Origin of the sequence: Caldimonas sp., from assembly GCF_046291045.1 — a bacterium.
Classification (GTDB): Bacteria; Pseudomonadota; Gammaproteobacteria; order Burkholderiales; family Burkholderiaceae_C; genus Caldimonas.
Map to the genome: position 1 here is coordinate 101,477 of NZ_JBKBSL010000001.1, position 14,287 is coordinate 115,763.

Here is a 14,287-nt window from a genome sequence, read left to right on the forward strand (position 1 = left end):
GGGGGCGCTCATGACCGTCAGAAGCTGAAGTCCTTGAGCACTTCGGGCATGCCCTGCTGCATCACCGCGGCCTCGTGGGCGGCGTAGCGTTCGGCATCCCACAGTTCGAAGTGGCTGCCCATGCCCAGCAGCATCACTTCCTTGTTCAGGCCGGCGGCTGCGCGCAACTCGGGCGAGATCAGCACGCGCGAGGCGCCGTCGATCTCCACATCCTGGGCATTGCCCAAAAAAATGCGTTTCCAGCCGGCCGCCGACATCGGCAGCGCAGCAATCTTGTCGCGGAACTGCTCCCAGGCCGGACGGGGAAAGACCATCAGGCAGCCCTCGGGGTGCTTGGTCAGGGTCAGTTGTCCTGCGCACAAGGTGGCCAGCACGTCGCGATGCCGCGCCGGGACGGTCAGGCGCCCCTTGGCATCGAGCGACAGGGCCGAAGCCCCTTGGAAGACCACTGAAGACACAAAACCCCACTAAGTTGCACTTTCTCCCACTTTAGCGAGCCCCCCTTCGACGGTCAAGCGAAATCTGAAAAATCTCCAATGAAATCAATCACTTACAATTGATTTCCGAGAAATTTGCGCACAAAAAGTCCAGCAAAAATAAGGACTTGCGAACAGGTATGAAAGTGATGGCTGAGGTATGCCATCTCGCGCGGCGAGGCCCGGCCCGCCTTGACTCGATGTCAGTGCGCGGGGCGGGTCGAGGCTGGCGAGCCCTCCACTGGCCCCCCTATCTCGGGCCAGCGGTGGCGAAGATAGATCCAGGCGGCCAGTCCCACCCCCATCAGGGCCAGCGAAGCCGCCGCCAGCGCGACCGTGCTGCCCATCACCAGCGGCGCCAGCACCCCGGCCACGAGGGCGTTGGCCAGCGAGCCCACGGCCGCCTGCAGCGACGAGGCCATGCCGCGGCGCTGGGGGAAGAGGTCGAGCACGAGCAGCGTGACCACCGGCACCATCAGCGCCCAGCCGAAGGCGAACACCGCGATCGGCCACAGGGCCCAGGACACATGGGCCTGGAACAGCAGATTGGCCGCGAGATTGAGCACGCCCACCCCCGCCATGATCACGAAGCCATGGCGGATCTGGCGCTTGGGCGCGATCCTGCCGGCCAGACGACCACTCCACCACGACCCGCCCATGATGCCCCCGATGCTCAACACGAAGAACCAGAAGAACTCGGTAGGCGACAGGGCCAGGTGCACGCCCAGGAAGGCCGGGGCCGACAGCACGTACAGGAACAGCCCGTTGAAGGGCACGCCGCTGGCCAGCACCAGCAGCACGAAGCGCGGGTCGCTGCACAACTGCCAGTAGCCGCGCAGCAGGTGGCGCACCTCGAAGGCCTGGCGATGGTCCACGTGCAGCGTCTCGGGCAGCAGCCGGTAGTTGGCCCCCCACAGCGCCACGCCCACGAGGGTCAGGAACCAGAAGATCAGGTGCCAGTCCGACAGTACGAAGATCCAGCCGCCGATGATGGGCGCGATGGCCGGCGCCACGCCGAAGTAGATCGTCACCTGGGCCATCACGCGCTGGGCTTCGGCTGGCGGGAACATGTCGCGGATGATGGCGCGCGAGACCACGATGCCCGCCCCGGTGGACAGGCCCTGCAAGGCGCGGAAGAAGACGAGCTGGCCGATGGTCTGCGACAGCGCACAGCCCGCCGAAGCGATCGTGAACACCGCCAGCCCCCACAGCACCACCGGTCGCCGCCCGAAGCTGTCCGACAGCGCGCCGTGGAAGAGGTTCATGAAGGCAAAGCCGAACAGGTAGGCCGACAGCGTCTGCTGCATCTGCACCGGCGTGGCGCCCAGCGAGCGAGCAATGCCGGCAAAGGCCGGGATGTAGGTGTCGATGGAAAACGGCCCGAGCATGCCCAGCAGCGCGAGCAGCACGGCCAGGGCCCAGCGCGGAGCGGGCCAGATCTTGTGGGCGTCGGGATTCATCGGCTTGTGATGCTTGAAATGTGTGAAGCAAGCCGATAGGCCGGATTCTGTGCGGCGGGTTGCCCCGTCGTGACCGCCATTCCTCTGGGCCGCCCCTCACGGATGCGGCTCGATGCCACCTACCCACACACTCCCCGGGCCGGATCGACGTGTGCCTATTTGGTGTTGCTGCGCGTAGAGATTGCCCGTTTCACCCGGACCGCCGCTTGCGCCGCGGCCCGACTCGTCTCTGTTGCTCTGATCCTCGCCTCACGGCGGACAGGTGTTACCTGCTACGCTGCCCTGTGCAGTCCGGACCTTCCTCCAGTGCGGCCTTTCGGCACCTGCACCAGCGGCGGTCTGGCTTGCTTCACATGGCAATTATCTCAGGCCGGCAGCCGGGCCGCTCGCCGATGGGGGCGGAAGACCTCGGCATCGTCGTAGAAGGCCGGGGCCTCGTTGGCCGGCCACCAGCCCGGCACCCCGAGCACAGGCAGCGGCAGGAAGGGCTTGGGCGCCAGGCCTTCGGGGGTGAGCCCGAGGTCGGGCGCGGCGCCCTCTTCCACCACCCAGACATGGGCGGTGATGCTCTTGTAGGGAGTCACCAGCTTTTCCAGCAGGGCATGGCCGAAGAGTTCGAGGCGGGCCCGGGCCCACAGCGCCCGGTCATCGATGAAGAGCCTGCGCCACTGACGCTCGCGCAGCGCCTGGACCAATTCGGCCGGCGCCTGCAGCAGGGCTGCGTTCTCGTCGAACAGCGTCAGGGCGTCGCGCACAGGCCCGCGTGTGGCGCCCACACCGGCCTGCGCGATCTGCGCGGCCTGCAGTTCGTTCAGGCGGCGCTTGAGCGCGGGCCGCGACAGCCACATCAGGCCGTTGAAGAAGTCGTGCAGGTTGTTGCGCGTGGGCACGCAGCCGGTGCGGAAGATGAAGGCCTCGTAGGCCTCGCCATCGGGCAGCGCCTCCTGGGGCAAGAAACGCACCGGGCCGCCACAGGTGTTGAGTGCGTCGGCCACGCTCGCCCCACCCACGATGAGACCCGCCAGCTCTTGGCCGGGCTGGGCAAGGCCTGCGAACCAGGGCCGCCTCCAGTCGATGCCGCCAAAGCCCGGCGCGGACATACTCAGGCTTTGGGGTTGCGCGCGCGCCGCTTGTCGCGCACGGCCACCGAGGACGTCCCTTCGTTGGCCAGCTCGAACAGCTGGGTGGCCGCCAGCAGCTTGGTGAGCGTGGCATAGCCGTAGTTGCGCGGGTCGAACGACGCCTGGTTGCCGATCTGCTGCCCCACCGCGCCGACGCGGGCCCAGCCGTCGTCGCCGGCAGCCGCCTGCACCGCATTGCGCAGCAGGGTTACCAGACGCGTGTCCTGCTTCAGCTGGGCGGTCGAGACGCGCAACGGGGCCCGCGCGGCCTCGGTCTCCTCTTCTTCAGGCCCGTCGGCGCGCAGCTTGTCGAGGAAAAGAAAGCGCGAGCAGGCGTTGACGAAGGGTTCGGGCGTCTTCTGCGCGCCAAAGCCATAGACCGCGGCCCCCTTGGCTCGCAGGTGCATGACCAGCGGCGTGAAATCGGCGTCCGAGGACACGATGCCGAAGGCGTCCGGCTGGTCGGTGTAGAGCAGTTCCAGCGCATCGATCACCATCGCCATGTCGCTGGCGTTCTTGCCCTTGGTGTAGTCGAACTGCTGCATCGGCCGGATGGCGTGCTCGTGCAGCACCTCCTCCCAGCCCTTCAACTCCTGCTTCTTCCAGTTGCCGTAGGCCCGGCGGATATTGGTCTCGCCAAACGTGGAAAGTTCGTTCAGGATCAGGTCGATCTTGGAGGCCGGCGAGTTGTCGGCATCGATGAGCAGGGCCACCCTCGGCTTGCGTTCCATCGTCAGGCCTCGTCCACCATCCGCCAGGCGAGGGTCTCACCGCCGCGCAGCGGCTTGAGCGTGGCCTCGCCGAAGGGCAGGGTTTCAGGCAGCTGCCAGGGCGTCTTCTTCAGCGTGACCGTACCGGTGTTGCGCGGCAAGCCGTAGAAGTCGGCACCGAAGAAGCTGGCGAAGCCCTCCAGCTTGTCGAGCGCACCGGCCGCCTCGAAGGCCTCGGCGTAGAGCTCCAGCGCCGACAGCGCGGTGTAGCAGCCGGCGCACCCGGTGGCGTGCTCCTTCAGGTGGGCCGGATGCGGGGCGCTGTCGGTGCCGAGGAAGAACTTCGGCGAGCCCGAGGTGGCAGCGGCCACGAGGGCGCGGCGGTGCTCCTCGCGCTTGAGCACGGGCAGGCAGTAGTAGTGCGGCCGGATGCCGCCGAGGAAGATGGCGTTGCGGTTGTAGAGCAGGTGGTGCGCCGTGATGGTGGCGCCCACGAACCGGTCGGCCTCGGTCACGTACTGCGCGGCTTCCTTCGTGGTGATGTGCTCGAAGACGATCTTCAGTTCGGGGAAGTCGCGGCGCAGCGGGATGAGCTTGTCATCGATGAAGGCCTTCTCGCGGTCGAAGAGGTCGATCTCCGGGTCGGTCACCTCACCATGCACCAGCAGCAGCAAGCCGTGCTTCTGCATGGCCTCCAGCGTCTTGTAGGTCTTGCGGATGTCGGTGACGCCGGCATCGCTGTTGGTGGTGGCTCCGGCCGGGTAGAGCTTGAGCGCCACCACCCCGGCCTCCTTGGCCCGCGCGATCTCGTCGGCCGGCAGGTTGTCGGTGAGGTAGAGCGTCATCAGCGGCTCGAAGCTCAGGCCCGGCGGGATGGCCGCACGGATGCGTTCGCGGTAGGCCAGCGCCTGCTCGGCGGTGGTGACCGGCGGCTTGAGGTTGGGCATGATGATGGCGCGGGCGAACTGGCGCGCCGTGTCCGGCACGACGGCGGCCATCGCGGCGCCGTCGCGCACGTGCAGATGCCAGTCGTCGGGGCGGGTGAAGGTCAGCGTGGTGCTCATGCCTGCGATTGTCCCACCGTCTCGAACACGACTGCGGCGCCCTGGGACGCCCTTCGTTCAAGCCCCGGCTTCGCCCAGAGAAATGCCCAGCGAACGCGCTGCCGTCAGCAGGGGATGTCCGAGCGGCACCGTGCGGGTGCGCCCGGCCACCTCGGCCAGCGGCACGCTGTCGCAGCCGTCACCACGCAGCACCACCATGCGGCCGAACTCGCCGCGCGCCACCATGGCGGCTGCATGGCAGCCGAAGCGGGTGGCCAGCACGCGGTCATAGGGCGTGGGCGTGCCGCCGCGCTGCACATGGCCCAGCAGGGTGCTGCGCACTTCACCCTGCAGGTGCGGCTGCAACTGCTCGCGCAGCACGTTGCCCACGCCGCCCAGGCGGATGGGGTCGGGGCTGTCGGCCAGGTGGGCGGCCACGGTCATGGTGCCGCCCACCGGCCGGGCGCCTTCGGCCACGCAGATGAGCGTGAAGCCCTGGGCGGCCTCGCGCTGGCGGCACAGCTTTGCCACCGCCTCCAGGTCGTAGGGGATCTCGGGCAGCAGGATCACGTCAGCCCCACCGGCCAGGCCGCCTTCCAGCGCGATCCAGCCGGCATAGCGGCCCATGGTCTCGACGATCATCACGCGGCCGTGGCTGCGCGCCGTGGTTTCCAGCCGCGCCAGGGCCTCGGCCACCACCGCCACCGCGCTGTCGAAGCCGAAGGTGCGCTCGGTGTGCATCAGGTCGTTGTCGATGGTCTTGGGCACGCCCACCACCGGCAGGCCCAGCTGCTGGAAGCGGTGCGCGATGCCCATGGTGCCATCGCCGCCAATGGCCACCAGCGCGTCCAGGCCCAGCTCGCGCACGTAGTCCATCACCGCACCGGAGACATCGGCCCCGCCGGCGCCGAACCAGGCAAACGGGTCGGCCTTGTTGTGCGCCCCGAGGATGGTGCCGCCCTGGTGCAAGATGCCGCTGACGGCCCGCCGGTCCAGCGGCACCACGCGCCGCTCGATCAGGCCGAGAAAGCCCCGCTCGATGCCGGTGACGCGCGCGCCGCAGTCGTTGATGAGGGACTTGGTGACCGCGCGGATCACGGCATTGAGTCCCGGGCAGTCGCCGCCGCCGGTGAGCACGCCCACGTGCAGAGGGGAAGTCTTCGTCATGGCCACCTGTCGTGTCACAAAGGCCCCAAGCGTAACGCGGCTCGCCCCATTGTCCCGCCCAGGCTCAATGGAAGTCCCGGCTGTGCAGCCCGGCATCGGCCAGGCGGCCCAACAGCGGCGTGAGGTCTTCCAGCCGCTGCGCCACCAGGTGGCGCACCTCGCCTTCGCGCTGCCACTCGCCCTGCACGGCCAGCAGGCGCGAGTGCAGCAGCTCGCGGCGGAAGCGCTCGTGCACACGGCGCCAGACAATGACGTTGACCACGCCGCTTTCGTCTTCCAGGGAGACGAAGATGGTGCCGTTGGCCGTCTGCGGCTGCTGGCGGCCGGTGACGATGCCGCAGGCACGCACCCGCCGGCCGTGCGGCAGGTCATGCAGCTCGCGGGCCGTCTGCAGGCGCCGCCGGCGGAGTTGCTCGCGCAGCAGGGCCAGCGGATGGCGGCGCAGCGTGAGGCCCAGCGCGGCATAGTCGAAGACGATCTCCTCGCCCTCGCCGGCCAGCGGCAGTTGCAGGAGGGGTTCGTCGATGGGCGCGTCCTCCAGCAGCGCCGGCGGGGGTGTCCAGGCGGTGGCCTCCCAGACCTGCTGGCGGCGGTGGCCGGCCAGGCTCCTCAGGGCATCGGCGGCAGCGAGCTGGCGCAGGTCCTGGGCGTCGAGCCGCGCACGGCGGGCGAGATCCTGCACGTCGATGAACGGCGCTTCAGCGCGCGCCAGCACGATGCGCTGGGCGGCCGCGGCACTCAGCCCCGCCACCAGCTGCAGGCCCAGACGCACCGCTGGCTGCGGCTGGCGCGTGAGATCCTCCAGGGTCGCCTCGACCTCGCTGTGGCTCACGTCCACCGGGCGCACCTCCACCCCGTGGCGGCTGGCATCCTGCACGAGCTGGCTGGGCGAATAGAAACCCATGGGCTGGGCATTGAGCAGCGCCGCCAGGAAGGCCGCGGGCTCGTGGCACTTGAGCCAGGCGCTGTCGTAAGCCAGCAGCGCGAACGACGCGGCATGGCTTTCCGGGAAGCCGTATTCGCCGAAGCCCTCGATCTGCTTGAACAGGCGTTCGGCCAGCTCGAGCGGATAACCGTTGGCCGTCATGCCATCGACGATGCGCTGGCGAAACGGGTGCACATTGCCGTGGCGCTTCCAGGCCGCCATCGCGCGGCGCAGCCGGTCGGCTTCACCGGGGGTGAAGCCGGCGCACAGCATGCACAGCTGCATCACCTGTTCCTGGAAGATGGGCACACCCAGGGTGCGGCCCAGCGCCTCGCGCAGCTCGGGCGTAGGCAGTTCGGCCACCACGTCGCGGCCGGCACGCTGCTTCTCGCGCTGCTTCAGGTAGGGGTGCACCATGCCGCCCTGGATGGGCCCGGGTCGCACGATGGCCACCTCCACCACCAAATCGTAGTAATTGCGCGGCTGCAGGCGCGGCAGCATGCTCATCTGCGCACGGCTTTCGATCTGGAACACGCCCACGGTGTCGGCGCGGCGGATCATGGCGTAGGTGGCCTCGTCCTTGTCGGGGATGTCCTGCATCCGGAAGGGCATGCCGCGGCGTCGGCTCACGAAATCGAGCGCCCGGCGCAGGGCGGTGAGCATGCCCAGCGAGAGCACGTCGACCTTCATCAGGCGCAGGGATTCGAGGTCGTCCTTGTCCCACTGGATCACGGTGCGCTCGGGCATCGCCGCGTTCTCGATGGGGACGATGTGCGACAACTCCCCCTTGGCGATCACGAAGCCGCCCACATGCTGGCTCAGGTGGCGCGGAAAGCCGCGCAGCTGCCCCACCAGTTCGACCCACTGCGCCACGCGGCGGTCGGAGGCATCCAGCCCCACCTCGGCCAGGCGCTCGGGCAGGGCCTCCAGACTGTCCCACCAGAAATGGCTCTTGGCCAGGGCATCGACCTGCGCCTCGCCGAAGCCCAGGGCCTTGCCCACGTCGCGGATGGCGCTGCGCGTGCGGTAGCAGATGACGGTGGCCGCCAGCGCCGTGCGGCTGCGGCCGTACTTGGCGTAGAGGTACTGGATGACTTCCTCCCGGCGCTGGTGCTCGAAATCGACGTCGATGTCCGGCGGCTCGTCGCGCTCGGCGCTGATGAAGCGCTCGAACAGCAGGTTGGCGCGCGCCGGGTCGATCTCGGTGATGTGCAGGCAGTAGCACACCGCCGAGTTGGCGGCCGAGCCTCGGCCCTGGCAGAGGATGCCCTTCGAACGCGCGAAACGCACGATGTCGTGCACGGTCAGGAAGTACTTCTCGTAGCGCTTGAAGGCAATCAGCGCCAACTCCTTCTCGATCTGGCGCTGCACGGGGTCCGGCACGCCTGCGGGATAGCGCTCGCGCGCGCCCTGCTCGGTGAGGTGGCGCAGCCAGCCGGCCGGGGTCTGCCCCTCAGGCACCACCTCCTCGGGGTACTCGTACTTCAGCTCATCCAGGCGGAAGTGGCAGCGCGAGGCCACCTCGAGCGTGGCCGCCATCAGCTCGGCGCCATAGAGCCGTGCCAGCGTCGAGCGCGAACGCAGGTGGCGCTCGCCATGCGGCTGCAAGGCCGTGCCGCACTCGGCCACCGGGCGGCCCAGGCGGATGGCAGTGAGCACGTCCTGCAGCGGCTTGCGCGAGCGCAGGTGCATGTGCACGTCGCCCGCCGCCACCAGGGGCAGGCCGCTGCGCCGCGACACCTCGCGCAGGGTGTGCAGCCACAGCGTGTCATCGATCTCGTGAAAGAGCTCGACCACGCCCCAGGCGGCTTCGCCGAAGGTCTGTCGGAACCCTGTGGCCTGGGCGCACAGGGTCTCCAGTGCCGCACCGCGCTGCGGCACCCACAGCAGCTCGTTGCCAGCCAGGCGGTCGGCGCGCAAGTCGCTGGCATCCAGGTGGTAGCAGCCCTTGGGGCTGGCGCGGCGCAGGTCGGTGATGAACTGGCTCAAGTGGGCATATCCTGCGCGGTCGCGGGCCAGGGCCACGAGCCGGAAGGGCACGAGGGCGTCCACCTGGAATTCGCTGCCGATCAGCAACTGCAGGCGAGGCTGAGGCTGGCCTTGTTCCTTCGCGACCTCGCACGCATCGACCAGGGCCTGATGGGCCCGCACCACACCCGCCAGCGAACACTCATCGGTGATCGCCAGCGCACGATAGTCCAGCGCCAGGGCACGCTCCACCAGCTCCTTCGGTGAGGACGCCCCGCGCTGGAAGCTGAAGTGACTCAGGCAGTGCAGCTCGGCATAGTCGGGCAGATCCATGGCCGGTCTCATCCGAAGCGCCCGTGCAGGAACCAGCCGCCGCCCTCTTCCAGGCGGCGCTCACGGTAGATCCACACCAGCCCCGCGCGTTCATTCCAGGCCACGCAGTAGTCGCGCGCGGCGGCCGTGCCCGGAGTGTCCCACCAGCCGGCCTCTACCCGGTGCGGGCCCGCCAGGATCGTCAGATCCCCATGAAGCTGCGGCCTGTCCCGACGGGTGGCCAGCGGCAAGGGCTCGCTCAGCAACCAGGCGGGTTGCGGCATTGACGGCCAGGGCACCATCGCCGGCGCATCGTCCTGGGCGGCGGGCCGCCAGGTCTGCTGCGCCTCGGGCCGGTGGTCTGAACGAGGCACCGGCCGGCACACCTGGGCCGAGCCCAGCCGGGCCGACAGGCGCTCGATCAATTGCGCGAGACTTTCACCCTCCACCGCCTCGACCGCCCCGGGCAGCAAGGAGGGCGTGGCCTCGACCAGCGGCTCGATCTCGTCGCAGAACAAGGAGAGTTCCCCCACCGGTGCGGCCAGGCGCACGCGCGCCAGCCACTCGCCCAGCAGGCGCAGCAGATGCCCGGCCTGGCGGGTGGGCTCGGCGGTGCGCACCGGCAGCTCGCCCAGCGGCGGGTCGTCGCGGCGATGGAAGTCGTGCCGCCAGCGCAGTACGAAGCTGCGCAGACCGGCCTGGCGGGCGGCCAGCCAGCCACACAGCTGCAGCAGCAGGCGACGCGCCCCGAACATCAGGGCCGGGGCCGATTCCACCCGCCCAGGCAGTTCCAGCCGGGCCTCGAAGACTTCGGGCAGCGTGAGCCACGGCGCCGACCAGGGCTCTTCGCCATAGGCCTGACCCAGCGTCTGCAGCAAGGCCCTTTCACTGCGCCGCGCCAGCCCGGCACGGGGCAGCCGGCGCACATCGCCCAGGTGGCGACAGCCCAAACGGCTCAGCCAGGCCGCTTCGGCCGCCACTTCGCGCAGGCTGTCCAGCGGCAAGCCGTCCAGCAGGGCCTCCAGGCCGATGCTCCAAGCGCCCGATCGCCCGCAGCGTGCCAAGGCCAGCGCCCCCAGGGCCGTGGGGGCCGCGGCACATTGTGCCCAGCCCAGGTCCGTCGCCCCGGCCACGATGCGTTCATGCAAGGCCCGCTCCCCCCCGAACAGGCGCAGGCTGCCGCTCACTTCCATCAGCACCGCCTCGTCGTGGCGACACACCCGGGGGGTGAACTGCAGCGCCCACCAGCCCAAGGCCTCGGCCGAGGCCGCAGCCAGCGGCTGCGCCAGCCTCTCAGCCGGCGACGAGGTGCAAGCCGGGCCGGGGCACAGAGCGAGCCAGCAGGGGTGAGGAGGCATCGGACAGCTCCGAGGGAACGGCGGGTGACGCGGCGCGGGCCGCCAGCTTGTGGGCCAGCACCTCGCCCAGGCCCTCCGGCCTGGTGGGCAATTCGATCGACCGCTCGTGCGCCGGCCCCCGGCGCTTGAGCAGGCGCAGCACCAGGGCCAGCGGCCGGCTGGCTTCCAGGGCCAGGCGCAGGGGCGCCGGCGAGGATTCGGCCTGCGCCGCCAGCGGCCGGAACACGAACACCGGCCGCCGCCCCTGCAGGCTGTGCACCTGCAGCCGCCGCAGCCCCGCCGTCTGCCCCCGCCCGGGGGGCAGCCACAGCAGCAAGGCCGCCACCTGAGGGCAATGCAGGGCCTGTTCGGCCGCCCACAAGCGCTGTTCGGGTCGGGCCGTGTCCACCCAGACCATCGAGGCCGCCGTGAGCCCCGCCGCGCGCCAGCCGGGCAGGTGGGGCGGCTCGGGCGGGCCGATGAAGAGCACGGCCTTGCCTTTCCCGTCTCCCGCCAGGGCTCGCGACAGGGCTGGCGCCGTCAGCCGGCATTCCGCCAGCCCCCAGGCCGGCAGCAGGATCTCGCTCAGGCCCTGGCAGGGCCAGCCCCCGCCGGGCAGCAAGGCATCCAGTGCGGCAAAGCCGGTGGGGCACACCGGGGCCTCGCCGGCGCCGGGCAAAGCGTCGCCTTGCCAGACGGCGGCGGCCACCCCAGAGGGCAAGGACAGCAGGTGCATGGCGGACCTAATAACTGGATAAAAACACAGTATATGATTCCAGACCCGTTGCCCATGCGTTCACCCATCCAGGCTGTCGACCATGGCTTTTTCCGCGTTCCTTGCACCTTCAGGCCTGCCCACGGAAAATATGACCATAGTTTCTGACCATGAATACATTCAAATGCCTGCCTCCACCATCCCTGCCGGTGAATTCAAGGCCCACTGCCTGCAACTGCTGGATGAAGTGGCCGCCTCCCATGCACCGCTGACCATCACCAAGCGCGGTCGGCCGGTGGCGCAATTGGTCCCGGTCCCGGCCGAACGCCCGCTCTTTGGCGCCCTGCAAGGCAGTGTGCTCGCCCAACAGGACCTGATCGCCCCGGTGGGCGAAGCCTGGGAGGCCGCTCGGTGACCGACCGCATGGCCGGCGCCGTCCTGCTCGACACCCATGTGCTGGTGTGGCTGGTGGCGGGCGACACCCGCCTGTCCCTGCCCGCCCGCCAGCGCATTGAAGAGGCCGCGCAACGCAACGCAGCCTGGGTCAGCGCCATCACGCCCTGGGAGATCGGCATGCTGGTGGCCAAGGACCGTCTGGCGCTGACCCAGGACGCACAGGAATGGATGGAGCAGGTGCTGGCCCTGCCCGGCCTGCGGCTCGCCCCGCTGGAGCCGGCGATCGCCGTGGCCAGTTCGCGCTTGCCCGGCGACCCCCATGGCGACCCGGCCGACCGGATCATCGTCGCCACCGCTCGCCATCATGGCGCCACCCTGATCACGGCCGACGACAAACTGCTGGCCTACGGCACCGCCGGCCATGTGAAGGTCTTGTCCGCCGTCTGACCCTGCCGCCGGCAGGCTCGGGCCATCCTGCCGACAATGCCGCCATGAAGCTGTCCGTCCTCGACCAATCCATCTCGCTGGCCGGCGCCAGCGAAGACGCCGCCATCCGCGACACGCTCGACCTGGCGACCCACTGCGAGGCCCTGGGCTACCACCGCTTCTGGGTGAGCGAGCACCACAGTCTGCCCACCATCGTGGGCACGGCCCCCGAGATCCTGCTGGCCGCCATCGCCGCACGCACCCAGCGCATCCGCCTGGGCAGCGCCGGCGTCATGCTGCCTCACTACGCGGCCCTGAAAGTGGCCGAGCAGTTCCGTGTGCTCGACGCCCTGGCTCCGGGCCGCATCGACCTGGGCGTGGGCCGCGCGCCCGGCGCCGACATGCGCACCGCGGTGGCCCTCAACCCCAATGCCTATGCGGCCGCCGAACGCTTCCCCGAGCAGATCCAGGACCTGCAGGCCTGGCTGGCCGGCCAGGCGCACCAGGGCATCGTCGCCCATCCGCGCGCGCCGGCGCCCTCCCTCGACGCCCCCTGGGCGCGCATTCCCACGGTGTGGGTGCTGGGCAGTTCCGACTACGGCGCGCGGCTGGCGGCCCACCTCGGTTTGCCCTATGCCTTCGCCTACTTCTTCATGGATGGTCAGGGGGTGGAACAGGCGCTGGACCTCTATCGCAGCCTCTACCGCCCCAGCGAACGCCACCCCAAGCCCCAGGCCACGATCTGCGTCTGGGCCCTGGCAGCCGACAGTGACGAAGAGGCCCGCCACCACGCCCTGAGCCGGGAACGTTGGCGGGTGGACCGGATGCGCGGGCGGCTCGGCCCCTTGCTGCCGCCCGATGAGGTGGCCCGCCGAGGCTTCACCGCCGACGAATGGCCCAGCGTCGAGGCTCTGCGCCGCAAGGCCTTCGTCGGCAGCGCCCAGACGGTGGCGGACTCACTGCGTCGCCTGGCCGACGCGCTGGAGCTCGATGAACTCGTGATCAACACCTGGGCCCACGACCCGGCCGTGCGCCGGCGATCCTATGCTTTGCTCGCCCAGGCCTTTGAAATTACCAAATACAACACCTGAATAGATACCCTATCTCTATGGGTCCGGGTTCCCCCGAAGGAGGGTTTAGCACTCTCTTTGATCGAGTGCTAATATTCTGGGAACGAAAGGAGGTTCGGGATGTCTATGACGGCCATGAACACCTCAACCGCTGCCCTGACCGTCCGTGATCCTTGGGCCCTGGTGCCTTCGCTGGGCAACCTGGACGCCTACATCACGGCCGTCAATCGCCTGCCCCTGCTCACGCAGGAAGAAGAAACCGCGCTGGCCCGCCGCTGGCGCGATCACCGCGACCTGGAAGCCGCGGGAAAGCTGGTGCTGTCGCACCTGCGCCTGGTGGTGTCCGTTTCGCGCCAGTACCTCGGCTACGGGCTGCCCCATGGCGATCTGATCCAGGAAGGCAATGTGGGCCTGATGAAGGCCGTCAAGCGTTTCGACCCGGACCAAGGCGTGCGCTTGGTGAGCTACGCCCTGCACTGGATCAAGGCGGAGATCCATGAATTCATTCTGAAGAACTGGCGCATGGTCAAGGTGGCCACCACCAAAGCCCAACGCAAGTTGTTCTTCAACCTGCGCTCGATGAAGCAAAGCCTCAAAGACGATGCCGAGGAGGCCGAGCTCCACCGCAGCACGCTCACAGACCGCGAGATCGACGCGGTGGCCCGCGAGCTCAAGGTCAAGCGTGAGGACGTCATCGAGATGGAAACCCGCCTGTCCGGTGGCGACGTGGCCCTGGAGCCCACCATCGATGATGGCGAGGAAAGCTATGCCCCCATCGCCTACCTGGCCGACGAAAGCCGCGAACCGACCCGCGTGATCGAGGCCCAGCGCCGCGACGTGCTGGCCACCGACGGCATCGCGCGGGCCCTGGACACTCTGGACGAGCGCAGCCGTCGCATCGTCGAAGAACGCTGGCTCAAGGTGAACGACAACGGCACCGGCGGCATGACGTTGCACGAACTGGCGGCCGAGTACGGCGTGAGCGCCGAGCGCATCCGCCAGATCGAGGCGGCGGCCATGAAGAAGATGCGCAAGGCCCTGGCCGAGTACGCCTGACCCGACCCCCGCCCTTCGCACACAACGGCCCCTTCGGGGGCCGTTGTCGTTGAAGTCGCTCGGTCTTTGGTTTGGTCGATCAGGGGCCAACCCGTAGACTGAACT

13 protein-coding genes and 1 other RNA gene are annotated in these 14,287 nt (G+C 69.1%); 4 read left to right on the top strand and 10 right to left on the bottom strand.

Annotation, left to right across the window (positions count from 1 at the left end):
* Positions 1–17 precede the first annotated feature (17 nt).
* From mraZ to imuA, 10 genes are all read right to left on the bottom strand, one after another.
* Complete coding sequence (gene mraZ, locus ACK4ZD_RS00425) at positions 18–458, bottom strand: division/cell wall cluster transcriptional repressor MraZ (RefSeq protein ID WP_409657125.1); 441 nt, start codon at positions 456–458, stop codon at positions 18–20.
* Positions 459–679: 221 nt separating this feature from the next.
* Positions 680–1,936 carry a multidrug effflux MFS transporter gene (locus ACK4ZD_RS00430; RefSeq protein WP_409657127.1) on the bottom strand — a complete coding sequence of 419 codons (1,257 nt, stop codon included), beginning with the start codon at positions 1,934–1,936 and terminating at the stop codon, positions 680–682.
* A 20-nt stretch (positions 1,937–1,956) separates the two neighbouring features.
* Positions 1,957–2,287: RNase P RNA component class A (gene rnpB, locus ACK4ZD_RS00435), an RNA gene on the bottom strand.
* A gap of 14 nt (positions 2,288–2,301) precedes the next feature.
* Positions 2,302–3,036, bottom strand: coding sequence for a DUF3025 domain-containing protein (locus ACK4ZD_RS00440; protein WP_409657131.1), 735 nt, complete (start codon positions 3,034–3,036; stop codon positions 2,302–2,304).
* Between the two features lie 2 nt (positions 3,037–3,038).
* Positions 3,039–3,788 (bottom strand): NYN domain-containing protein, encoded by a 750-nt coding sequence (locus ACK4ZD_RS00445; protein WP_409657134.1) that lies wholly within the window; start codon positions 3,786–3,788, stop codon positions 3,039–3,041.
* A 2-nt stretch (positions 3,789–3,790) separates the two neighbouring features.
* Positions 3,791–4,831 carry a dihydroorotase gene (pyrC, locus tag ACK4ZD_RS00450; protein WP_409657137.1) on the bottom strand — a complete coding sequence of 347 codons (1,041 nt, stop codon included), beginning with the start codon at positions 4,829–4,831 and terminating at the stop codon, positions 3,791–3,793.
* Between the two features lie 57 nt (positions 4,832–4,888).
* Positions 4,889–5,959 carry a 6-phosphofructokinase gene (locus tag ACK4ZD_RS00455; protein ID WP_409657441.1) on the bottom strand — a complete coding sequence of 357 codons (1,071 nt, stop codon included), beginning with the start codon at positions 5,957–5,959 and terminating at the stop codon, positions 4,889–4,891.
* 82 nt (positions 5,960–6,041) lie between these two features.
* Complete coding sequence (locus tag ACK4ZD_RS00460) at positions 6,042–9,203, bottom strand: error-prone DNA polymerase (protein WP_409657140.1); 3,162 nt, start codon at positions 9,201–9,203, stop codon at positions 6,042–6,044.
* Positions 9,204–9,211: 8 nt separating this feature from the next.
* A complete protein-coding gene (locus ACK4ZD_RS00465) occupies positions 9,212–10,540 on the bottom strand; it encodes a Y-family DNA polymerase (protein ID WP_409657143.1) in 1,329 nt (442 codons plus the stop codon).
* A complete protein-coding gene (imuA, locus tag ACK4ZD_RS00470) occupies positions 10,476–11,255 on the bottom strand; it encodes a translesion DNA synthesis-associated protein ImuA (protein WP_409657146.1) in 780 nt (259 codons plus the stop codon). The genes ACK4ZD_RS00465 and imuA overlap by 65 nt, the downstream gene beginning before the upstream one ends.
* Positions 11,256–11,418: 163 nt before the next feature.
* Between imuA and ACK4ZD_RS00475 the strand changes: the two genes are divergently transcribed.
* The 4 genes from ACK4ZD_RS00475 to rpoH all read left to right on the top strand — a co-directional run bounded on the left by ACK4ZD_RS00475 (position 11,419) and on the right by rpoH (position 14,182).
* On the top strand, positions 11,419–11,649 hold the full coding sequence (locus ACK4ZD_RS00475) for a type II toxin-antitoxin system Phd/YefM family antitoxin (RefSeq protein WP_409657149.1): 231 nt from the start codon (positions 11,419–11,421) through the stop codon (positions 11,647–11,649).
* Positions 11,646–12,077 carry a type II toxin-antitoxin system VapC family toxin gene (locus tag ACK4ZD_RS00480; protein ID WP_409657152.1) on the top strand — a complete coding sequence of 144 codons (432 nt, stop codon included), beginning with the start codon at positions 11,646–11,648 and terminating at the stop codon, positions 12,075–12,077. Before ACK4ZD_RS00475 ends, ACK4ZD_RS00480 begins: the two co-directional genes overlap by 4 nt.
* 44 nt (positions 12,078–12,121) lie before the next feature.
* Positions 12,122–13,147, top strand: coding sequence for an LLM class flavin-dependent oxidoreductase (locus ACK4ZD_RS00485; protein ID WP_409657155.1), 1,026 nt, complete (start codon positions 12,122–12,124; stop codon positions 13,145–13,147).
* A 114-nt stretch (positions 13,148–13,261) separates the two neighbouring features.
* Positions 13,262–14,182, top strand: coding sequence for an RNA polymerase sigma factor RpoH (gene rpoH, locus ACK4ZD_RS00490; protein WP_409657158.1), 921 nt, complete (start codon positions 13,262–13,264; stop codon positions 14,180–14,182).
* The last annotated feature ends 105 nt before the right edge of the window (positions 14,183–14,287 follow it).